19 protein-coding genes are annotated in these 21,741 nt (G+C 67.5%); 4 read left to right on the forward strand and 15 right to left on the reverse strand.

Going from position 1 to position 21,741, the window contains the following annotated elements:
* Nucleotides 1-4 precede the first annotated feature (4 nt).
* The 3 genes from ACM1PE_RS01040 (at nucleotide 5) to ACM1PE_RS01050 (ending at nucleotide 1,934) form a co-directional block, all read left to right on the forward strand.
* Entirely contained in the window at nucleotides 5-655 is a 651-nt protein-coding gene (locus ACM1PE_RS01040) for a bifunctional 4-hydroxy-2-oxoglutarate aldolase/2-dehydro-3-deoxy-phosphogluconate aldolase (RefSeq protein WP_059371585.1), read from the forward strand.
* Nucleotides 648-1,580, forward strand: a complete 933-nt coding sequence (locus ACM1PE_RS01045; RefSeq protein ID WP_419342374.1) for a sugar kinase — start codon at nucleotides 648-650, stop codon at nucleotides 1,578-1,580. The genes ACM1PE_RS01040 and ACM1PE_RS01045 overlap by 8 nt, the downstream gene beginning before the upstream one ends.
* A gap of 225 nt (nucleotides 1,581-1,805) precedes the next feature.
* Nucleotides 1,806-1,934, forward strand: coding sequence for a hypothetical protein (locus tag ACM1PE_RS01050; protein ID WP_006226408.1), 129 nt, complete (start codon nucleotides 1,806-1,808; stop codon nucleotides 1,932-1,934).
* A gap of 93 nt (nucleotides 1,935-2,027) precedes the next feature.
* On the opposite strand, the gene ACM1PE_RS01055 is transcribed toward ACM1PE_RS01050, so the two are convergent.
* Nucleotides 2,028-2,996: a LysR family transcriptional regulator gene (locus tag ACM1PE_RS01055; protein WP_118932377.1), complete on the reverse strand. Its 969-nt coding sequence runs from the start codon at nucleotides 2,994-2,996 to the stop codon at nucleotides 2,028-2,030.
* A 223-nt stretch (nucleotides 2,997-3,219) separates the two neighbouring features.
* Between ACM1PE_RS01055 and ACM1PE_RS01060 the strand changes: the two genes are divergently transcribed.
* Nucleotides 3,220-4,155 (forward strand): glycosyltransferase family 2 protein, encoded by a 936-nt coding sequence (locus ACM1PE_RS01060; protein ID WP_059371588.1) that lies wholly within the window; start codon nucleotides 3,220-3,222, stop codon nucleotides 4,153-4,155.
* Between the two features lie 33 nt (nucleotides 4,156-4,188).
* On the opposite strand, the gene ACM1PE_RS01065 is transcribed toward ACM1PE_RS01060, so the two are convergent.
* The 14 genes from ACM1PE_RS01065 to ACM1PE_RS01130 all read right to left on the reverse strand — a co-directional run bounded on the left by ACM1PE_RS01065 (nucleotide 4,189) and on the right by ACM1PE_RS01130 (nucleotide 21,626).
* Entirely contained in the window at nucleotides 4,189-4,941 is a 753-nt protein-coding gene (locus ACM1PE_RS01065; protein ID WP_059371589.1) for an ABC transporter ATP-binding protein, read from the reverse strand.
* Nucleotides 4,941-6,734, reverse strand: a complete 1,794-nt coding sequence (locus ACM1PE_RS01070; protein ID WP_059371590.1) for an ABC transporter permease subunit — start codon at nucleotides 6,732-6,734, stop codon at nucleotides 4,941-4,943. The genes ACM1PE_RS01065 and ACM1PE_RS01070 overlap by 1 nt, the downstream gene beginning before the upstream one ends.
* Nucleotides 6,731-7,771: a branched-chain amino acid ABC transporter permease gene (locus ACM1PE_RS01075; RefSeq protein ID WP_059371591.1), complete on the reverse strand. Its 1,041-nt coding sequence runs from the start codon at nucleotides 7,769-7,771 to the stop codon at nucleotides 6,731-6,733. Before ACM1PE_RS01075 ends, ACM1PE_RS01070 begins: the two co-directional genes overlap by 4 nt.
* A gap of 249 nt (nucleotides 7,772-8,020) precedes the next feature.
* Nucleotides 8,021-9,172, reverse strand: a complete 1,152-nt coding sequence (locus tag ACM1PE_RS01080) for an ABC transporter substrate-binding protein (RefSeq protein WP_059371592.1) — start codon at nucleotides 9,170-9,172, stop codon at nucleotides 8,021-8,023.
* Nucleotides 9,173-9,360: 188 nt separating this feature from the next.
* Nucleotides 9,361-10,089, reverse strand: a complete 729-nt coding sequence (locus ACM1PE_RS01085) for an SDR family NAD(P)-dependent oxidoreductase (protein ID WP_059371593.1) — start codon at nucleotides 10,087-10,089, stop codon at nucleotides 9,361-9,363.
* A 47-nt stretch (nucleotides 10,090-10,136) separates the two neighbouring features.
* On the reverse strand, nucleotides 10,137-10,922 hold the full coding sequence (locus ACM1PE_RS01090) for a cyclase family protein (RefSeq protein ID WP_059371594.1): 786 nt from the start codon (nucleotides 10,920-10,922) through the stop codon (nucleotides 10,137-10,139).
* Between the two features lie 43 nt (nucleotides 10,923-10,965).
* Nucleotides 10,966-12,207 (reverse strand): SDR family NAD(P)-dependent oxidoreductase, encoded by a 1,242-nt coding sequence (locus tag ACM1PE_RS01095; protein WP_118932374.1) that lies wholly within the window; start codon nucleotides 12,205-12,207, stop codon nucleotides 10,966-10,968.
* Nucleotides 12,204-13,370 carry a thiolase family protein gene (locus tag ACM1PE_RS01100; protein ID WP_059371596.1) on the reverse strand — a complete coding sequence of 389 codons (1,167 nt, stop codon included), beginning with the start codon at nucleotides 13,368-13,370 and terminating at the stop codon, nucleotides 12,204-12,206. Before ACM1PE_RS01100 ends, ACM1PE_RS01095 begins: the two co-directional genes overlap by 4 nt.
* Nucleotides 13,367-15,001, reverse strand: coding sequence for an AMP-binding protein (locus ACM1PE_RS01105; RefSeq protein WP_419342381.1), 1,635 nt, complete (start codon nucleotides 14,999-15,001; stop codon nucleotides 13,367-13,369). The genes ACM1PE_RS01100 and ACM1PE_RS01105 overlap by 4 nt, the downstream gene beginning before the upstream one ends.
* Before the next feature lie 9 nt (nucleotides 15,002-15,010).
* The gene (locus ACM1PE_RS01110; RefSeq protein ID WP_059371598.1) at nucleotides 15,011-15,502 is read right to left on the reverse strand and encodes an aromatic-ring-hydroxylating dioxygenase subunit beta; all 492 of its coding nucleotides are present in this window, start codon (nucleotides 15,500-15,502) and stop codon (nucleotides 15,011-15,013) included.
* Nucleotides 15,499-16,818: an aromatic ring-hydroxylating dioxygenase subunit alpha gene (locus tag ACM1PE_RS01115; RefSeq protein ID WP_059371599.1), complete on the reverse strand. Its 1,320-nt coding sequence runs from the start codon at nucleotides 16,816-16,818 to the stop codon at nucleotides 15,499-15,501. Before ACM1PE_RS01115 ends, ACM1PE_RS01110 begins: the two co-directional genes overlap by 4 nt.
* A gap of 23 nt (nucleotides 16,819-16,841) precedes the next feature.
* Nucleotides 16,842-17,819 carry a PDR/VanB family oxidoreductase gene (locus ACM1PE_RS01120; RefSeq protein WP_251877773.1) on the reverse strand — a complete coding sequence of 326 codons (978 nt, stop codon included), beginning with the start codon at nucleotides 17,817-17,819 and terminating at the stop codon, nucleotides 16,842-16,844.
* A gap of 26 nt (nucleotides 17,820-17,845) precedes the next feature.
* Entirely contained in the window at nucleotides 17,846-19,390 is a 1,545-nt protein-coding gene (locus ACM1PE_RS01125; protein WP_419342384.1) for an indolepyruvate oxidoreductase subunit beta family protein, read from the reverse strand.
* Nucleotides 19,391-19,403: 13 nt separating this feature from the next.
* A complete protein-coding gene (locus ACM1PE_RS01130) occupies nucleotides 19,404-21,626 on the reverse strand; it encodes an indolepyruvate ferredoxin oxidoreductase subunit alpha (protein WP_059371602.1) in 2,223 nt (740 codons plus the stop codon).
* Nucleotides 21,627-21,741 lie beyond the last annotated feature (115 nt).

Raw genomic sequence — 21,741 nt, forward strand, 5'->3', positions numbered from 1 at the left:
TGCCATGACCGCAACCGCTGCCCCTCTCGCCTCCAAGCTCTCCACCCTGCTGGCCTCCCGGGTCGTCCCCGTGCTGCGCTACACGGACGCCGCCACCGCCGCCTATGCGGCCGAAGTCGCGGTGGCCGCAGGCTGCACCACGCTGGAACTGACCTGGACCATTCCCGGCGTCACCGACCTGCTGCGGGCGCTGCGCGACAAGCACGGCAGCGCGCTGCTGCTGGGCGTGGGCACGGTGCTGGACGAGCACCAGGCGCGCGAGGCCTTGGTCGCCGGCGCGGACTTCCTGGTGTCGCCGGCGCTGGCCACCGACATCGTCGACCTGGCGCATGCGGCCGACGCGCTCTGCCTGCTGGGCGCCTTCACGCCCACGGAAGTGCTGGCGGCGCGCCGCGCGGGCGTGGACGTGGTGAAGATCTTCCCCGCTGACACCGGCGGCCCCAAGCACCTGGCCGCGCTCAAGTCGGTGTATCCGGACACCATTTTCTGCCCCACGGGCGGCGTTACCCAGGACAACATGGGCTCGTACTTCGCCGCCGGCGCCGCCATCGTCGGCATCGGCAGCAATCTCTATGACAAGGCGGCCTTCGCTGCCCGCGACACCGCCGCGCTGGTGGCGCAGATCATCCGCACCCGGGAGGCCGCCCATGGCTGATTTCGATATCGTCGCGCTGGGCGAGCCTCTGGTCGAACTGAACCAGACGCACCAGGACCAGCGCCAGTATCTGCAGGGCTTTGGCGGCGACACCTCCAACGCCGTCATCGCAGCCGCGCGGCAGGGCGCAAGCTGCGCCTATCTGACGCGGGTCGGCAACGACGCCTTCGGCCAGCAGTTCCTGGACTTGTGGCAGGCCGAAGGCGTGGATACGTCCGGCGTGCAGGTGGATGAGCAGGCCCACACCGGCTTGTACTTCGTGCAGCACGGCCCGGGCGGCCATGCCTTCAGCTATCTGCGCCGCGGCTCCGCCGCCAGCCTGATGACGCCGGCCAGCCTGGATTCGGGCCTGATCGAACGCGCCCGCTACCTGCACGTGTCGGGCATCAGCCTGGCCATCAGCACCAGCGCCTGCGATACCGTGTTCGCCGCCATCGAGCGCGCGCACGCGGCCGGCGTCCAGGTCAGCCTGGACTCGAACTTGCGGTTGCGCCTGTGGCCGGTGGACCGCGCCCGCGCCGTGCTGCGCGAAACCATGCGCACGGCCGACCTGTTCCTGCCCAGCATGGACGATATGCAGCATCTGACCGGCAACGACGATCCGGAACGCACGCTGGACTGGATCCGCGACGCCGGCGCCACCGGCGTGGTGGTGCTGAAGCTGGGCAAGGACGGCTCCATCATCGACGACGGCCAGCGCCGCGTACCCGTGGCCGCCTTGCGCGTGGATGCGGTGGACGCGACCGGGGCGGGCGACTGCTTTGCCGGCAGCCTGCTGGCGCGCCGCTGCCAGGGAGACTCCTGGGAGGATGCCGTGCGTTACGCCAATGCCGCGGCGGCCTTGTCCACGCTGGGCTACGGCGCGGTCGATCCGCTGCCGCGCAAGGAACAGGTGCTGGAGCGGCTGAAGAGCCTGTCCTGCTGATCGCCGGGGGGCTGGACAGGCGCGGGCGACTGTCCAGGCTGACTGGGCGGTGTTCCGTCCCGCATTTGATTGCTCCTGGCGCGAACGTGGCGGAAACGCCGCATTTTCGCGTCATTGGCGCCGTCAGGGCATTTCAGGCTAAAATGCCAAGTTACCCGAATTTTCCGCCAGCCCAGTATCCGGTTGTGCGGGCAACATTTCCGCAAATTCAACAGGAGAATCAACATGGCTGAACGCAAACGCGTGCGTCGCAACACCCTGGAACGCCGTTGCCTGGGCAAGGCTTTCAAGCGCTTGTTCGTCAAGTCGCCCAAGGGCGTTTTCAAGATGCTGGAAAAGATCAAGCGCGTCTAATTGACGCGTCCGGCCGCAGCCCAGGCTCGGCCAGATCAAAAAAAACCCGCTCGGCGCGCCGGCGGGTTTTTTTTTCGTCCTGCGCGGACCGGCCTATGCCTGGTCCTGGGGCGGACCGAGCTTGGGCAGAATGAAATCCATGAAGGCGCGGGTCTTGGCCGGCTGGATGCTGGACGGATACACCACATAGATCGAGATCGGATCCACCGACCACCCTGGCAGCACGCGCTTGAGCGAATTGCGCTTGATGATGGGCTCCAGCGCCAGGCAGTGCGGCATGCGCGTGATCGCCAGGTCCAGGCCTGCCAGGGTGCCCGCGATGCTCATATTGTTGGCCGCCAGGTGGCCGCTGACCGGCACGCGTTCACTGACCGCGCCGCGGCGCAGCGTCCAGTGCGAATGCGCCTCGTCGATGGTGGTGCGCAGGCACTGATGCCGGCTGAGATCCGCCGGCGTCTCGGGTTCGCCGTGGCGTTCCAGGTAGCGGTCGGAGGCATACAGGTAGTTGTCCAGGGAAACCAGCTCCTGCACGACCGCGCCGCCATGCATGCCGCCGTTGCCGTTGATGTCGGCGGCGCTGGCCGCTGCCAGCGGGTAGTCGGCGTTGCTGCCGAAGCGCAGCACGATGTCGAACGGCGTGCCTTGCGCGTCGGAGGCCGTCAGCATGCTCAGGTCGAACTCGCATTCCACTTCCGGATAGCGGTCGGTGAAATCGTTGATGGTTTCTGGCAGCAGCCACATCGCCAGGCTGTAGGGCATGGATACCCGCAGGTTGCCAGAAGGGCCGCCGGACAGGGATTGCAGCTGCTCATGCGCCAACCTGGCTTCGTCGATCAGGCCCTGGCAGCGCCGCATGTAGGCCGCGCCGGCTTCGGTGAGATCCAGGCGGCGCGTGTTGCGGTTGATCAAGCGCAGGCCGATGGCGCGTTCCAGCTCGTTGATGCGCCGCGATAAAGTCGAGGTCGGCATGTTCAGCGCGCGCGCCGCCATGCTGAAGCTTTTGCGCTTGGCAACCTCCACGAACAAGGCGATGTCATTGAGCTGGACGGTCGAAGCTTCCATAGGCATTCCGGTTTTGGCCGCCCGAGTGTACGCCACTAAGGAGTGCGTCCAAGGCAGATAAAGTGCCGAGACGGCCTGTCAACTGTCGTTTTTGTCAGATTTGATTGCAAATTTGAGCCTTACAGGGCCGGAACGCGCGTGCATATCCCCTAAACTTCAGGCGAAAACACCAAAACCAAGACCGCAGCGCTTGCTCGACGCATCGCAAAGGGGCTCAGTGGGCATGACCGACACACCAACTTTTTTCACTGTTTTGACGCCCACCTACAATCGGGCGGGCACGCTGCACCGGGTATATGAATCGCTTTCCCGGCAGACTTTCCGGGATTTCGAATGGGTCGTGGTGGACGACGGTTCCACCGACAACACCCACGAATCCATCCTGGACTGGCAGGCGCGCGCCGATTTTCCGATCCGCTACTTCTGGCAGAACAACCGCCACAAGAAAACCGCCTTCAACCGCGGCGTGCGCGAGGCGCGCGGCGAACTCATCGTCGCCCTGGACAGCGACGACGAAATGCCGGCCGACGCCCTGGCCACGTTCAAGGAGGTCTGGGACGGCATTCCGCCGGCGCGGCGCGAATCGTACGTGGCCGTGACGGGGCTGTGCGCGCGTCCCGATGGCAGTATCGTCGGCGACCGCTATCCGCAGGACGTGTTCGACAGCACGGCGGTGGACGTCTATTTCCGCTATCGCATCAAAGGCGAGAAATTCGGCTGTATGCGCACCGACATCCTCAGGAAGTATCCCTTCCCCGAGGATGTCGCAGGCTTTGTGCCCGAAAGCCTGGTGTGGTGGGCGATTGCGCGGGCGGGTTATCTCAGCCGCTTCATCAACCGTGTGGTGCGGACTTATCACGACACGCCCGGCGCCCTGAGCCAGGGCGCCGTTTCCGTGAGCAACAACGCGCAAGGCCTGTACCTGCTGGCCTGGGACATGCTGCAGCATCACCTGGAATTCTTCCGCTACCGCCCGCGCGAATTCATCATGGCCGCGGCGCGCTACACACGCTTTCGGCTGCATCTGAAGCACTCCGGCGTGCCGACGGCGGTGCAAGCCTACAAGCTGACCAATCCCATGGCGAAGTTCATGGTCGCGGCCCTGTGGCCGCTGGGCTATGCCATGTACCGCCGCGACAGGCGCCGCGGCGTGGCCTGAAGCCTGCCGCGCAGGCAGGCCCCTGCCGGTGCTTCAGGCGGCGGGCGCCGAGGCAGGGGCTCCGTGCCCCAGCCCCAGATACACCTCGACCACGCGCGGGTCCTCCGCCACCTGGGCGGCCGGGCCTTCCAGCGTGACGGCGCCGGTTTCCAACACGTAGGCATAGTCCGCCACCTGCAGCGCGGCGCGGGCGTTCTGTTCGATCAGCAGGATGGACACGCCCATCTCGCGCAGGCGCGTGACGATGCGGAACACCTCGCGCACGATGCGCGGCGCCAGCCCCAGGCTGGGTTCGTCCAGCATCAGCAGCTTGGGCTTGGCCATCAGCGCGCGGCCCACCGCCAGCATCTGGCGTTCGCCGCCGGACAGCGTGCCGGAGAGCTGGAGGCGGCGCTCCTTCAAGCGCGGAAACAGTTCATAGACCTCGGCCAGTGTCTGGTCCTGGTCGCGCAGGCCGCTGCGGAAACGGTGGAACGCGCCCAGCATCAGGTTGTCTTCCACCGTCATCTCGGCGAACAGCTCGCGCTTTTCAGGCACCAGGTTCATGCCGGCCGCCACCATTTCCTCGATCTCGGCATGTTCCTGCACCTTGCCGCCGAAGACGATCCGGCCGCTGGACGGCAGCACGCCCATGATGGCCGACAGCAGCGTGGTCTTGCCGGCGCCGTTGGGGCCGATCACGGTCACGATCTGGCCTTCGCCCACTTCCAGGCTGACGCCCGAGACGGCCTCGATCTTGTCGTAGGCCACGCGCAGGTCGCGCACTTCCAGCAATTTCGCGCTCATCATTCCACTCCGCCCAGATAGGCTTCAAGCACCGCGGGGTTGTGCTGGATCTCGGCGGGCAGGCCTTCGGCGATCTTCTCGCCGAAGTCCATGACCACCACGCGGTCCACCAGCCCCATCACGAAGTCCATGTCGTGCTCCACCAGCAGGATGGCCATGCCTTCGGCGCGCAGCTTCTTCAGCAATTCGGCCAGTTCGCATTTTTCCTGGTAGCGCAGGCCGGCGGCGGGTTCGTCCAGCAGCAGGATGCAGGGATCGGACGCCAGCGCGCGGGCGATTTCCAGGATGCGCTGTTGCCCCAGGGCCAGCGAGCCGGCCTCGTCGTGCAGATGCTTGCCCAGGCCCACGCGTTCGACCTGGCGCGCGGCTTCGGCCAGCAGGCGCGCTTCTTCGGCGCGGTCCAGCCGCCAGGCGGCCGGCAGTACGCCGCGATGGCCGCGCAGGTGGGCGCCGATGGCCACGTTTTCCAGCACGCTCATGCGGCCCAGCAGGCGCACGTGCTGGAAGGTGCGCGACAGTCCCAGCCGCGCAATGCGGCGCGCGCCGGCGCCGGCCACGGAATGGCCCAGCAGCGTTACCGTGCCGGAAGTCGGCGTGTCCACGCCCGAGATCTGGTTGAACATGGTGCTCTTGCCCGCGCCGTTGGGGCCGATCAGCGCCAGGACTTCGCCGGCGCGGATTTCCAGGTTCATGGCGTTGTTGGCGACCAGGCCGCCGAACTTGCGGGTCACGTCCACGGCCTTCAACACCACCTCGCCGCGCGGCGGCATGGGCTTGCGCGGCAGCGGCTCGGCATTCATGTCCAGCTTGCGCTGCTGCTTCTTCACCGGCACGCAGCGCGTCAGCACCGGCCACAGGCCGCTGCGGGCGCGGTGCAGCAGCAGCACCATGCCGAAGCCGAACACGATCACCTCGAAGTTGCCGGTCTGGCCCAGCAGCCTGGGCATCCAGTCCTGCAGCCATTGCTTGAGCACGGTGAAGACGCCCGCGCCGACCAGCGCGCCCCACACCTGCCCCGCGCCGCCGATGACGGTCATGAACAGGTATTCGATGCCCATCTGCAGGCCGAAGGGGTTGGGGTTCACGAAGCGCTGCATGTGCGCGTACAGCCAGCCCGAGGCGCAGGCCTGCAGCGCCGCGATGATGAAGATCACCATGCGCGAGCGCGCCGTGTCCACGCCCATCGATTCAGCCATCACGCGGCCGCCCTTGAGCGCCCGGATGGCGCGGCCCTCGCGCGAATCCAGCAGATTCTGGGTGGACCACACCGCCACCAGCAGGAAGGCCCAGATCAGGTAGTAAATGTTGTCGCCCTGGTTCAGCGTCCAGCCGAACAGGTTGATGGCGGGAATGTCCGGGATGCCGGTGTGGCCGCCCAGGCCTTCGACCGAGCCGAAGACGAAATACAGCGACAGGCCCCAGGCGATGGTGCCCAGCGGCAGGAAATGCCCCGACAGCTTCAGCGTGATCGCGCCCAGCAGATAGGCGATGACCAGCGTCAGCAGCAGCCCCGCCAGCAGGGTCAGCCAGGGCGATGCGCCCAGCCATGCCAGCCAGGACGGCAGCGTGTCCGCGCGGGTGGTCAGCAGCGCCGTGGTGTAGGCGCCCACGCCGACGAACGCGGCCTGCCCGAAGCTCGTCAGGCCGCCGACGCCGGTCAGCAGCACCAGGCCCAGCGCCACCATGGCGTACAGGCCGATGTAGTTCAGCAGCGTCACATAGAACGGCGGCAGCACTAGCGGGCCCAGCGCCAGCAGCGCCAGGAATGCGAGGAGGATGTGGCGCGGGTTCATTCGTCTTCTTCCTCGACGTGATGGCTTTTCAGTGAACGCCAGAGCAGCACGGGGATGATCAGCGTGAACACAATGATTTCTTTGTAGGCGCTGGCCCAGAACGAGGAGAAGGCTTCGATCAGGCCGACCAGGATGGCGCCGGCCGCGGCCAGCGGATAGCTCACCAGGCCGCCGATGATGGCGCCCACGAAGCCCTTCAGGCTGACCATGAAGCCGGAGTCGAAGTACATGGTGGTGATCGGAGCGATCAGGATGCCCGACACCGTTCCGATCAGCGCGGCCAGGAAGAACGTGGCCTTGCCGGCGAAGATCGGCGAAATGCCCATCAGCCGCGCGCCCAGCCGGTTGAAGGCGGCTGCGCGCAGCGCCTTGCCGTACATCGAGCGTTCAAAGAATTGGTAGAGCACGACGATGAGCAGGGCCGACACCGCCACCACCCAAAGCGCCTGGCTGTTGACGTTCAACGGTCCCAGCGCCAGGCTGGCGTCGCTGAACGGCGCCGTGCGCGCGCCTTCCGCGCCGAAGGCCAGCAGCCCCAGGCCGACCAGCGCCAGGTGCACGGCAATGGAGACGATCAGCAGCACCAGCGTCGAGGCCGACGCGATGGGCTGGTAGAACAAGCGGTACAGCTGCGGTCCCATCGGCACCAGCAGCAGCAGCGTCAGCAGCGCCTGCGCGGCCATCGGCAGCTGGGCCAGCGGCAGGTTGTAGAACAGCGCGGCCAGCACCAGCGGATAGGCCAGCTTGACCGCCATGCGCCAGGCGCCGCGGTTGCGGCCGGGGCGCTTGCGCCGCGCCAGCAGATCGGCGCCGACCTCGGCCAGCGCGAAGGCAAACAGCAGCCACACCAGCAACACCGGCTTGCCGGCCTGCAGTGCAGCCATGGTGAGCGCGCCGAACGCGACGAACTCGCCTTGCGGGATGAACAGTACGCGGGTGACGGTAAAGACCAGCAGGATGGACAAGGCCAGCAGCGCATAGATGGCGCCGTTGGTGATGCCGTCCTGCCCGAGTATCAGGGCAATCTGAGCATTCATGCGAAATTCCGGGTAAGACAGACAAGCACGCCAGGTACGTCATCCCCTATGCACCGCGCGCCACCCCAACGGGACACTGCGGAGCCGGAGCTGCGCTACTTCAGAGGAATGCGAATGAGCAAGCTCCGCGCACGCCATGGTGATGCCACGAAGCAAGCTCTGCGCACCCTATCGGGATGCCGCGGAGCCGGCTTTGCCGGTCCGCAGGCATGCCCCCCTGGGGGGGAAGCGCGCAGCGCTTCGGGGGGGTTACTTAATCAGCTTCCAGGCGCCGTCCTTGACGGTGATGAGCTCGCGGCCGCGGTCGTCAAAGCCGCTGTGGTCGGCAGCCGTCATGTTGTAGACGCCTTGCGTGCCGACCAGCTCCTTGGTCTGTTCCAGCGCATCGCGCAGCGCGCTGCGGAATTCCTTGGTGCCCGGCTTGCCGGCCTTTTCAGCCAGCGGCACGGCCTTTTCCAGCAGCAGGCCGGCGTCGTAGACGTTGGCGCCGAAGGTGGCGGGCTTGGATCCGTTGAGCTTTTCGTAGGCGGCGATGTAGTCCGCAGCGACCTTCTTGGACGGGTTGCTGTCCGGCATTTCCGGCAGCACCAGCATCAGGCTGGCGGCCAGCACCGTGCCTTCAACCTTCTTGCCGCCCAGCTTCAGGAAGTCGGGCAGGGCCGCGCCGTGGGTCTGGTAGAACTTGCCCTTGTAGCCCTGATCGAACAGGGTGGTCTGCGGCAGCACGCTGGCGGCGCCGGGGGCGGCCACCAACACGGCGTCCGGCTTGGCGGCCAGGATCTTCAGCGCCTGGCCGGTGACCGAGCTGTCAAAGCGCAGATAACGTTCGTTGGCGGCGATCTTGATGCCCTTTTCGGCGGCCAGGCCCGAGAAGACCTTGTACCAGTTCTCGCCGTAGGGATCGTTCAGGCCGATGAAGCCGACGGTCTTGATGCCGGTCTTGGCCATGTGGTCGACCAGCGCGCGCGCAATGATGTCGTCGTTCTGGGTGGTCTTGAAGACCCACTTCTTCTGGTCGTTCATGGGCAGCACGACGGCGGCGGTGCCCACCGGCGCCAGCATCGGCACGCCGGCCTCGGCCGCGAACTGGATCACGCCCATGGCGTTGGGCGAACCCGACGGGCCGATCAGCGCGTCCACGTTCTGCTCCGAAATCAGCTTCTTGAAGGCCGTCACCGAGTTGGTGGAATCGCTGGCGTCATCCAGCGAGATGTATTCCACGGTCAGGTCGCCGATCTTCTTCGGCAGCAGCGGCACGGTGTTCTTCTGGGGAATCCCCACCAGGGCCGTCGGGCCGGTGGATGAGGTAACGACGCCGACCTTGACTTGGGCCAGGGCGGGCAGGGCGAACAGCGCGGCTACCGCGGCGGCAGCGGCCAGGGGGAGTTTCTTCGACAGCATGGCAAAACCTCCGGATAGGGAGCAGGGTGGGGGTGCGGCTGGAAAACGGAGAAAACGGTACTTCTGTGCTTGCTTGGTTTGCTTTAATACTTGTTGCTTAAACTTTCTGTGCGCAGGCTCGCACTGTAGACCTGGTCCGCAGTGCTTACCTATCCGTCAAAACCCGAAGCAGCGCGCGCGATGCGCGTTCAGATGGTGATGGAGCTGACGCTGGCGCCGCCGCAGACGAACAGCGTCTGGCCGGTGACGAAGCTGTTGGCGGGATCCGAGAAGAACATGACGGCGCGCGCCACGTCGTCGGAGCGGCCCAGGCGCTTGACCGGTATGCCGGCTGCCAGCTGTTTCTCGCGTTCGCTGCCGGGCTCGATCACCTCGTAGAACATGTCGGTCTGGATCGGGCCGGGAGCCACCACGTTGACCGTGATGCCATAGGGCGCCAGCTCCAGCGACCAGGTGCGCGCCATGCCCACCATGCCGGCCTTGGTGGCCGAATAGGCGGTGCGGGTCGGCAGGCCCAGCGCGCCGCGCGAGGACATCATCACGATGCGGCCGAACTTGCGCTCCTGCATGCCGGGCAGGGCGGCCTGCACCAGGCTGATGGCCGCGCCCAGGTGGATCTGGGTCAGGCCGTGCAGTTCTTCCTGCGTGACCTGCGGCAGCAGGTTGGGCCAGATGACGCCGGCGTTGTGGATGACGTGGCTGATGGGAAACCGGGCGGCGGCTTCGGCGCCCGCCTGCGCGGTGGCCTCGGCGTCCAGCAGGTCCACCTGCACGTTGTGCAGGCGCGGGTGGCTGAAGTCGGCGGCGCGGCGCGCCATGGAAATCACTTCGTAGCCTGCGTCCAGCATGCTGCGGCAGATTTCGGCGCCGATGCCGGCGCTGCCGCCGGTGACGATGGCGACGTTGGTGTGCGTCATGGATATCCCCCTGTTGTTGTCGTGAGACCGGCTCAGGTGCGGCCGGCTCAGGCCTTGGGCGCCAGCGCCAGCACGCGCAGCGGGCTGCCCGAGCCGCTGCGGATCTTGAGCGGCGCCGAGAAGATCACCGCGCCGGTGGGCGGCAGCTGGTCCAGGTTGGTCATGCATTGCAGGCCGTAGCGGTTGTTGCCGTGCATGTAGTAGTGGCAGGGATAGGGCGGATTCAGGTGATGGGCCTGGCCGGTATCCGTGCCGATCGACTCGGTGCCGAAACCGTGCACGTCGCGCTCCTTGATCAGCCATGGCACTACTTCAGCGTCCGGGCCGGGCGAGTGCGCGCCGTCTTCCTGCAGGTTCAGGTAGTCGGCGGGCTTGGCGCGCTTGGACCAGTCGGTGCGCATCAGCACCCAGGAGCGCGCGGGGATGCGGCCGTGTTGCTCTTCCCACTTTTTCACGAAGTCGATGGTCAGCAGGAAGTCCGGGTTGTCGCGGGACTCCGCCGAGCAGTCGATGACGCAGGCGCTGGCGATGAAGGCCTCGATGGGAATCGTGTCCACCGTGTTGTCGGGCAGGTCCTTGCCCGTGACCCAGTGGGCCGGCGCGTCGAAGTGGGTGCCGGTGTGCTCGGAACACGAGAAGTTGTTCCAGTACCAGGCGGGGCCGCGCTCGTCGTAGCGCGAGATCTCCTCGATGCGGAACGGCCAGGCCTGGCCGAACTCCGGCGGCAGCACGATGGTCGGGAATTCCGGCGTCAGCGTCTCGGTCAGGTCCACCACGCGGATGCGGCCGGACACCAGTTCGGCCATGAATTGGGCAAGAATGTTTTGGCTCATGTGCTGTTCCTTTAGGTTCGTGCGTTGTCGGGGCGGCGGGCCGTCAGGCTCCCAGTTCCCGTTCCAGTCCCTTGGGGTTCTCCGCCAGCCGGGCGCGGAATTCCTGCGCGACATCGCCGACATAGACGTCCTCGATGCCATCCTTCAACGCGCGCACGATGGCGGTGGCGATCGCCGCGGGCGCCACGCGCGGGGGCGGCGTGCGCTGCTCCCATTCGTGATCCACCGGCCCGGGGAACACGTTCACCACCCGCACGCCCGCGCCGCGCATCTCGGCGCGCAGGCATTGCGCCAGGGACAGCGCGGCTGCCTTGGACGCCGACCACATGCCGCGCGACGGCAGGTTCATGTGGGCGTAGATCGACAGCACGTTGACCCAGGCCGTGGCGCTGTTCACGCCGTCCGCGGCGCGTCCGCACAGGGCCGGGCCGAAGCTTTGCGCCAGCCGCATCAGCCCCAGCACGTTCACATCCATGGCGTCGCGCGCCGTATTCACGTCCTTGCGGTTCAGCAGCCCGCCTTCGCGTTCCAGGTCGGCGGTATTCACCAGGATCTCGACCTTGCCGCCAATGGAGGCGGCGACGCGTTCGACCGAATCGGTATCGGTCACGTCCAGCACCACCGCCTGCACGCGCGGGTCGGCCGCCAGCGCGTCGTAGGCGGCGTCGCGCTTCCAGGCCTGCGGGTCGCCCAGGAACACGGTCGGGCAGCCAGCGTCCAGCAGGGCGCGTGCCACCGCCTGGCCCACCGCCGACTTGCCGTCGGTGACGAGCGCGCGGCGGAACTTCGGATCGCACGAGGTTTCGCGCAGGGTCTTGTCGTCTTCCATGTTGGGCGTATTCCTTTCAGGCAGGGCGATCATCACGGCCTGGCCGCTGCGGTCCAGCTTCAGCGCCAGGCGCACGCGGTCGCCGTCGGCGCAGTCCTGGTGCACGTGCGCCACCACCGAGGGGCCGGCCGTCATGCGCACCGTGCCCACGCGCCAGGGCAGGCGTTCGCGGAAATACAGGTCGTTGCTGTGATGCAGGGTGGTGCTGACCAGCAGCACGCCGCTGGGATCGGCCGGACGCCAGGGCAGATGCTCGGACAGGCATTGGCCGCAGACCTCGCGGGGCGGGTACTGGACCGCGCCGCAGTCGGCGCAGGTCTGCAGGTCGAAGCGGCCCTCGGCGGCGGCGGCGGTCAGCCCCAGCGCGCTGCGGCTGCGCCAGCCCGGCGGCAGCGTCGGCTGGCGGGTGCGGGCGATCGGATTCTTGCGGGGCGGCTTGGCCAAGGGTTCGGTCATGCGTGGCTCCCCAGGATGGCCGCGGCGGTGCACAGCCCGCGGTCGTAATTGATCATGCCGAAGCCGCTCACCATGCCGAGGCGGGCGTCGGCCACCTGCGTGCCGCCGGCCGTGCCGCTCAACTGGCGCAGCGCCTCGACCATGCCCAGATAGCCGCCGGCCGCGCCGGCCTGGCCTACCGACAGCTGGCCGCCATTGGTGTTGAAGGGAAAGCTGCCGTCCACGGTGAAGCTGTGGCGGCGCACGAAGTCCGGCGCCTCGCCTTTGGGGCAGAAGCCCAGGTCTTCGATCTGCATCAGGTTGATGACGGGGTAGTCGTCGTAGGCCTGCAGGAAATCCATGTCGCCGGGTTGAACGCCAGCCTGGCCGTAGAGCTCGTCCAGGTCCACGGTCCAGCCGCCGCGCGTCTGGATCGGGTCCTCGATCCAGGCGTTGTGGCGTTCGATGGTCGACAGGATGCGGGCGTAGGGCAGGTTCAGGGCGCGCGCCCGGTCTTCGCTCATGACCAGGAAGCCGTCGGCGCCGGCGCAAGGCATCACGCAATCGAACAGGTGTATCGGGTCGGTGATGACGCGGGCGTCCAGGTACTGGGCCAGCGTCAGCGGCTTTTTCATCAGCGCGTGCGGATAGCGCAGGGCGTTGTCGCGCTGCGCCACGCACAGCTTGCCGAAGTCCTCGCGGGTGGCGCCGGTCGTGCGCATGTAGTTGGCGGTCAGCAGCGCGAAGCTGGCGTTGGGTCCGCCCGCGCCATAGGGATAGACGGCGTCCTGCGCGAAGCGCGAGAACTGGCTGACCGTGTTGCGGAACGAGTCCACGTGGTTGGTGTCGCCGGCGATGCAGGCGACGATGCTGGCGTCGCCTGCCTGCACGGCGCGGGCCGCGCGGCGCAAGGCGGCCACGCCGCTGGCGCCGCCCATGGGGATGTGGTCCAGCCAACGCGGGCTCATGCCCAGGTGCTGCACCAGGCCGACGGCAGTGTCGGGGGCCAGCGTGAAGCTGGACACGCACAGTCCGTCCACCTCGGTCTTGGCGATGCCGGCCTGGCGGATCAGCGCGCCCAGCGCCCGCCCCAGCCACCAGTGGGCGGCATGGGTGGAATAGCGTTCGTACGGAATCGTGACGGGCAGGGCCGCCACCACGCCGTCATAGCCCAGGCGGCTCATCGCGCGGGCTCCTGGCGTTTCTTCATGTGGCCGGTGTCCACGCAGCGGGCCGTGCCGGGCAGCGTGGGCGCCAGGGCTTTCATTTCGCCGCGCTGGATCTTGTTGGTGGTGGTCAGCGGCAGGCTGTCGACGAAGGCGACGTAGCCGGGGGCCTTGTAATAGGCCAGTTGTTCCAGGCTCCATTGCACGATGCTGCGCGCGGCCTCGGCCATTGCGGCGCCCTCGGCCGGCAGGCTCTCGGGCACCACGCAGGCCAGCACTTCGTCGCCGCGCACCGCGTCGGGCACTGCGGCGACCGCCACGGCCTTCACCAGCGGATGCTGCAGCAGCACGCTTTCCACTTCCACGGCGGAGATGTTCTCGCCGCTGCGGCGGATCACGTTCTTCTTGCGGTCCACGAAGCGCAGCGCGCCATCGGCGTCGCGGCGCACGATGTCGCCGGTATGGAACCAGCCGTCTTCCCAGGCCTGGGAGGTCGCGTCCTCGTCCTTGAGGTAGCCGGCGAAGAAGCCGTAGCGCGGGTCGTCGCCGGCGTGGCGCACCAGCAGTTCGCCCGGTTCGCCGGCGGCGGCTTCCAAGCCGGAGTCGGCGACGATGCGCACCAGCACGTCGTCTTCCTCGCGGCCGAAGCAGCTGCTGCCGATGTGGCGCGGCTCATGGTTGGCGATGATGACGGCGCCCGCGCCCGTCTCTGTCATGGCCCAGGCTTCCAGCAGCGGAAAGCCGAAGCGCTCTTCAAAGGGCTGGTGCAGCTTGCGGTCCACGCCCGCGCCGAAGCCGAAGCGGATGGCAGGCTGCTTGTCGCGGGCCGAAGGTTCGGCCTTCATCAGGATGGCGGGCATGACGCCCAGGTAGTGCAGCACCGTCGCGCCCGAGTCGCGCACGCTGTCCCACCAGGTCTTCGGGTGGAAGCGGTCCAGCGGAATCAGGCAGCCGCCGGTCAGCAGCATGGCCATGGCCGAATACGCCATGGCGTTCATGTGGACCAGGGGCAGCGGCGTCAGCATGCGTTCCTGTCCCGGGCGCAGCTCGCACAAGCCGCCGATGCGGGCGTACCAGCCTCCGGCGTGCAGGAAATAGCGGTTGGGCAGGATGCAACCCTTGGGCCGCCCGGTGGTGCCGGACGTGTAGAGCAGGGCGCATTCGGTCAGGACATCGGGCTCGCGGCCCGCCAGCGGCGCGGCGAACGGTGCGGCGGGAGGGGCATCGTCGGGACCCATCACGCGCAGTTCGCGGCCGGCGCGCGTTGCGGCGGCCAGCAGGTCGGCGTGGCGCTCGGGCAGCGCCACGGCCAGCGCGATCTCGGAGTGGCCCGTCAGGTATTCCAGTTCCGCTGCGCGCAGGTCGGGGTTGATGGGCACCACCGACACGCCCAACGCGTTCAGCGCGAACCAGTGCAGGAAGAAGGCAGGGCGGTTTTCCAGCAGCAGGCCGGCGCGGTGGCCGTGGCCGTAGCCGGCGCGGGCATAGGCCGTGCGCAGGGTTTCGATGGCCTCGGCGGCCTGGGCGTAGCTCAGTTCGCCCGCGGCGATGCCGTAGGCCTGCGCCGTTTCCGGCAGGATGCACAGGAAGGGCTGGGCGCCGTAGCGGGCCGCGGTGTCGCGGAATGCCTGATGGACCGTGGTGCTCACAAGCCGCTCCTACATGAACAATTGGATATTGCCGAAGGCCGCGTCGCAGTTGACGAGGTCCACGCGCTTGAGCCGGATGCGCAGCGCGCCGTCCCGCTCCACCAGATGGTGGGTGGCCCAGCCCGCGTACAGCGTCTGCGCGTCCTGCCGCGTCTCGACGTAATGAAAGGCGGTGCGCACCACGTGGCGGCCTTCGGCGGGGGCGGCATCGGGATGGCCGTGTTCCACCGTGGGCGCCTGCAGCAGGTGATGGCAGCGGCTCTTGGGCTGTTGCGAGAACGTGCGCTGGCCGGCCAGGCGCTCGACGCGCACGCGCAGCAGCAGCTTGTCTTCGTACATGAGCGAGGCGTGCAGCTTGGGATCGGTCTGGCCATGGGCCAGCGGCATCCAGTAATAGCCGTCTTCGGTGTACAGGTTCAGCCAGTCCTCGAAGCGCAGCTCGTCCAGCATGCGCGCCTCGGCGTAGACAAAATCGATCAACTCGCGGTCGCTTGCGCTCATACCGACTCCGCTCCGGTCATGTAGCGGCCCCATGCGCGGTACTGGTTGCGCATCTGCCATTCATTGGTGCCATTGGTGGCGACGTTCTTCTGGCCGACCTCGTCGGGCGAGTACAGCCGGCCCACGTTGACCCAGTCCCGCGCCCGCGATTGCAGGCCGTCCTGGGCGCGCTCGTACATTTCCAGGTCGTCGTGCCCGACCACCGAGGTCGGCGCGTTGATGAGGCGGTTGTACATGAGCGTGCGCTCCAGCAGCAGGTCGGGCGCGCCCACCAGGCGGAAGGTCCAGGACTCCACCAACGTGCGGTCGGCGGCGATCGGCTTGAACACGCGCAGCGTCTGGATCGGGCCCTTGACCATGATGTTGGGGAAATACACGGTGTTGTGGCGCACGTCGCCCAGGATCTGCTTGGCGCGGTCCTCGCCGTAGGCCGCCACCATGGAGTCCCAGTAGCCCGGAATGCCGGAATACGAGGCATGGATGGAGTCCGACACGCCGGTATGGCCGTGGCCGTTCTCCCACACGCGGATGCCCATGTTCTCGAAGAACTCGTAAGGCGAGATGAAGGGCGCGAACAACTCGACGGCCATGGGCTTGGGCGTGCCTTCCGGCGCCTGTTCCCAGACCTTCACGGCGGTGCCTGCCGAGGACTCGTGCGCCACCATCGGGTGGCAGGTGTCGGTCTGGTTGTCGACCAGCATCTTCCAGTTGCAGCGGTGCATGTAGCGCAGCACGCCGCCAGCGACCTCCAGCCGGCCTTCGGGCGAGCGGTCCACCATGTTGTCCAGGGTGGACAGGGACTCGCCGAAGAAGTCCTCGAAGGACTGGCCTTCCGGGTTCAGGCGGCAGAACACGAAGCCGCGATGGTTCTTCACGTCCTTCACGGCGGCCATGCCCTGGCTCGCTTCGCAGTTTTCCAGGCCGGTGTTCTCGTAGCCCTTCTTCAGGGGGATGGACAGCAGGCTGCCGTCGGTCTTGAAGGTCCAGGCGTGATAGGGGCAGCGGAAGAACTTGCCGGTGTTGCCGCAGGCGTCGCCCGCCACCATGGTGCCCTTGTGCGGGCAGCGGTTGTGCAGCACCCGCACCGTGCGGTCGCTGTGGCGCACCATCACCACCGGCTGGTTGCCCACCGTGGTGGTGATGTAGTCGCCCGGATTGGGAACCTGGCTGTCGTGGCCGACGTAGACCCAGGTGTTGGCGTACAGGCGCTCCATCTCCAGCTCGAACAGCTCCTGGTCGATGAACAGGTCCTTGTGCACCTCGGTGTCGCGCAGCAGGGCGCGGATGGCGTCGGGGTTGTCGCGGTATTTGGCCATGATGGCGCTTCCTTGCGTCGGGGCTACAGGTCCAGCACCAGGCGCGCCGATTTCGCGCGCGAGATGCAGATCTGGATGATCTTGCCGCTGGCCTTCTCGGTGTCCGAGAGGTAGTAGTCGCGGTGGTCGGGTTCGCCTTCCAGCACGGTGGCCTGGCAGACGCCGCATTCGCCGCGCTTGCAGTCGTACATCGGGTCGCAGCCTTCTTCTTCCATGACGTCGATGATGGTCTTGTCGGCGGGGATGGTCAGCACCCGGCCGGACTGGCGCAGCTCGACTTCGAAGGGCTGGTCGCCGGCCTGTGGCGCGGCGGTGGCGAAGAGTTCGAAATGGATATGGGCGTCGGGCCAGTGGCGCGCGTGCGCGCCCTGGATGACCGCGTCGATCAGGCCCTTGGGGCCGCAGACGTACAGGTGCTGGCGCGGCGATGACGCGTCCAGCAGAGCCTGCAGGTCGAAGCGGCAGGAAGGATCGTCGTCGGCGTGCAGGCTCAGGTCATCGCCGGCCAGGGCCTGCAGTTCGGGCAGGAAGGCCAGCTGGTCCTTGCTGCGGCCGCAGTAATGCAAATGGAAGGCGCGGCCCGCGGCCTTGAGCGCGGCGGCCATGGAGGCCACCGGCGTGATGCCGATGCCGCCCGCGATCAGCACCACGGGTTCGTCGCCGGCAGGCGATTCGTGCAGCGGGAAATCGTTCTTCGGGCCTTCGACCGTGAGCGTGTCGCCCTCGGCCAGCGCATGCATGTGGCGCGAGCCGCCCTGGCTGGTTTCCTCCAGGCGCACGCCGAGCCGGTATTCCGCGGGCTGGGCGAACTTGCCGGCTTCCGGCGCCAACTGCACCAGCGAATAGCAGCGCGGCTCGCGCAGGCCCGGCACCGTCACCTTCAGGTGCGCGCCCGGTCCGAAGGCGGGCAGGGGGCCGGCGTCCTCGCGCGCCAGCCGGAACGAGCGGATCAGCGGCGATTCCTGCCGGACTTCCCGGACGATGAGTTTCAGTGTCTGCACGGCGTTTGTCCCTATCTTTGCTTGTCTCAGGCCGCCAGCTTTTCAGCCAGCTGGCGTTCCATGGGGCCGCATTTTTCGTTGGCCAGCGCGGTTTCGCGCAGCGAACGCAGCGTCTCGGCGGCGCCGGGCCGGCCGGCCAGTTGTTCCGCCGCGGCGATCAGCTGGCGGTACTTGCCGCCGCCGCGCACGTGGGTGTCGCTATAGCCCTTGACCAGGCGGCGGCAATTGACGGTTTCGACGGCCAGCGCGTAGTCGCGCGGGGCCAGGCGGGCGATCAGGTCCAGCCATTGCGTGAGGCCGGCGGCCTCGGTCTGATGGCGCAGCGTGCTGCGGCGGAAGCGCCGCATGCCCGCCAGGGTGTAAAGCATCAGGAATCCGCCCAGCGTGCCGCTCTGCATGCGGCGGCCGTGGCCCAGGCGGCGTTCGACGAAGCCGCCGAAGGCCTTGGAGCCTTCGAGCCAGCGGCCCAGGCCCGCCGGCAACGTGCCGCAGATTTCTTCCAGGCGCGGGTGCATGAATTCCGTGGTGTAGACCAGCTGGTCCGGGCGCGCGCCGACTTCCTGGCGCACGCGGTCGAAACGCGTGGCGCGGGTCTTCAGGTCGGCGACGCGGATCACGTCGTCGTAGGCCATGGCCGTGGCCACGTAGCGCGCGGCGGCACAGGTCAGCGCCCATTGCCGGGCCTCGCCGCCATGCGCGGCGTCCAGGTCGCGGATGGCCTTCATGTGGCGCAGGTACTCGGCGGCATAGGCCAGGTCCTGGAATTCGATCTGGCGGCGCGTGCCCGCGGCCAGCATGGGCTGCGCACAGGCGGGAAAGTCGCGCTTGATCGTGTCCAGCAGGGCCTGCGCCTTGGGGCTGGCGGCGCGTTCCGGCACGGCCGGCACCGGCCGCGCCAGATCGATGGGAGCCGGCTGCGCGGGCGCCTGGTCGGCGGACTCGTAGCCCAGCGCGAAGGCGCGCAGGCTGGCTTCCACGCCCAGGCCGGCGCGCCGCACCGTGGCTTCGAAGTCGTCGCGCGAGAAGGGCAGGGCGCCGCTGCCGGCCACCGCGCCGAACAGGCTGGCGCTGATGACGCTGCCGGCGCGGTCGGCCAGGTCCTGCAGGTCGAAGCAGAGGAAGCGTTTGGCCGCGGCGCGGCCCGCTTCCAGCACCTTGTTGGGATCGGCGATGCCGTTGCCGGGCGCGGATTTTTCGCTGACGGCGTAGCTGCGGTGCGAAGAAGTCAGCAGCACGGTGCGTTCCGGCGTGACCAGTCCGCGCTGGATGGCGCGGCCGCCTTCCATCAGTTCTGCGGCGACCACCAGGTCGACGTCGCCCGGGGTGGGCATCAGCGCCAGCGCGGGTTGCCGTCCGGCGCGCTGCACTTCGGCTTCGGGCAGCAGTTCCAGGTAGTAGATGGTGGCGCCGGTGCGCTGGGCCACGCCCGGCACCGAGGTGGTCTGGGCCCACCAGCCGGCGTGCTCGGCCATGTCGACGATCCAGTCGGCCAGCACGCCGCCGCCCTGGCCGCCCATGGCCAGGATGGCGATCTTGATCGGATTGGCTTGTTGCATAGCGGCCGGGTTCATGGAACTGGAATCCTCAGAGGGCGTGGTGGGCCAGGCGCGCGGCGCGGCGCCGTTGCAGGAAGCCGATGACGGCGGTGCGCATGCGCGCCAGGAAACGGTCGCGGCCGGTCGGGTTGTGGACGATGTCGGCGCGGTAGAAGGACGGGCAGAGCACCGCGGCATGGGCGACTTCGCCGCAGTTGCCGCAGCCCACGCAGCTGCTTTCCACGTGCGCCACCGGATCTTCCTTCAAGGGGTCGCCGCTGTCCTTGACCGTCAACGACGGACAGCCCGACAGGCGGATGCAGGCGTGGTCGCCGGTGCAGACGTCGGGGTCCACGCCGAAGCGTTCCTTCACCACCCGCTTGCCTTCCTTCACCGCCTTGTTGAACAGCGGCTTGATGCGGCGCTGCTTGTTCAGCATGCATTCCGATTGCGCGATGATGACCTTGGGACCCTTGATGTCGGTGGTCAGCGCCTCTTCGATGGTGGCGCGCACCTTGGCCACGTCATAGGTGCGGTCCAGCGTGCGCACCCACTTCACGCCCACGCCGCGCACGGCCTGGTCGATGGGGTTGTTGGTGGAGCGGTCCGGATTTTCGGCGCGCGAGGACAGGATGTCCTGCCCGCCCGTGGCCGAGGCGTAGAAGTTGTCGACGATGACGATGACGCCGTCGTACTTGTTGAACACCGCGTTGCCGATGCCGGAGGACAGTCCGTTATGCCAGAAGCCGCCGTCGCCCATGATGGAGATGGGGCGCTTGGCGGCCGGCACGTTGAAGGCCGCCGCGCTGGAGGCGCCCAGGCCGTAGCCCATGGTGGTCGCGCCCAGGTTGAACGGCGGCAGGATCGAGAACAGGTGGCAACCGATGTCGCAGGAGATGTGGTGCTGGCCCAGCGTTTCCTGCGCCAGGGTCAGGGCCGAGAAGATCGGCCTTTCCGGACAGCCCGTACAGAAGCCCGCGGGCCGCGGCGGCACCACGGCCGCCAGGCCTTCGACGTGCTTGTGGAAGGTGATGGGCTGCTCGGCCGGACGCGCGGGCTTGGGCCGCGCCACTTCGGTGATCTGGAGCTGGCTTGCCGCGGCCTGGGCGTCGGCGGCGGCGGCGGGGTGCGTCTGCAGCGATTCCGGGCGCTGCCGCTTGAGGAATTCGCGCAGGCCGTCGCGCATGACCTGGGTGGTGTATTCGCCCGCCATCGGCAGCACGTCCTTGCCGGACAGCTTGGTGTCGATGCCGGCGCGGCGCAGCACGGCGTGCAGGTTCTGTTCGATGTAGTCCGGCTGGCCTTCTTCCAGCAGCAGCACGGCGCGCTTGCCGCGGCAGAAATCGATGACCTCGTCCTCGATCACCGGGTACGTCACGTTCATGACGTACAGCGGGATGCGGCTGTTGCCGAAATTGTCGGCCAGGCCTAGCAGTTGCAAGGCGCGGATGACGCCGTTGTAGAGGCCGCCTTGCAGGATCAGTCCGATATCGTCCTGGTCGCCGTCGAAGTGCTCGTTGAGCTTGTGCTCCTTGATGTAGCGGATGGCGGCGGGCCAGCGTTCCTTGATCTTTTCCTGCTCATGCAGGAAGGAGGCAGGCGGCAGCACGATGCGGCTGGTGTCGCGCGCCGGGCTTTCCAGCGCCTGCGCCAGCGAGAAGGCGGGACGCTTGTTTTCCTTGGCGATGAAGCGGCCGTGCACGTGGCAGCCGCGGATGCGCAGCTGCAGCATCACGGGCGTCTTGCTGGCTTCGGACAGTTCGAAGCCGTCTTCCACCGCCTTGACCATGCTTTCCAGATTGGGGCGCGGATCCAGCAGCCAGATCTGCGACTTCATGGCGAACGCGTGCGAGCGTTCCTGCATGATGGAAGAACCTTCGCCGTAATCCTCGCCCACGATGACCAGCGAGCCGCCGGTGACGCCGCCGGAAGCCAGGTTGGCCAGCGCGTCGGACGCGACGTTGGTGCCCACGGTGGACTTCCAGGTGACCGCGCCGCGGATCGGATACATGACCGAGGCGGCCAGCGTGGCCGCCGCGGTGGCTTCGGAGGCGCTGGCCTCGAAGTGCACGCCCAGTTCCTGGAGGATGTCGTTGGCGTCGGCCAGCACGTCCATCAGATGCGAGATCGGCGAACCCTGGTAGCCCGCGACGTAGCCCACGCCGGACTGCAGCAAGGCCTTGGTGACCGCAAGAATGCCTTCTCCGCGGAACTCTTCGCCCGCGCCGATGCGCAACTGCTGGACTTCTTTCTTGAAAGACCTTTCAGCCATCTGGCACTCCTTCGCGGCCCGGCCTGCGGGTCCTCAATGGTTGCTGCTTTGCAGCATCGTCACGTCAGGAAAATCTCGTCTTAAAAATACTTTAGGAGTCAACGTTTTAGCTGTC

Source organism: Achromobacter sp. PD1 (assembly GCF_048541815.1).
GTDB classification, from domain to species: domain Bacteria; phylum Pseudomonadota; class Gammaproteobacteria; order Burkholderiales; family Burkholderiaceae_B; genus Achromobacter; species Achromobacter bronchisepticus_A.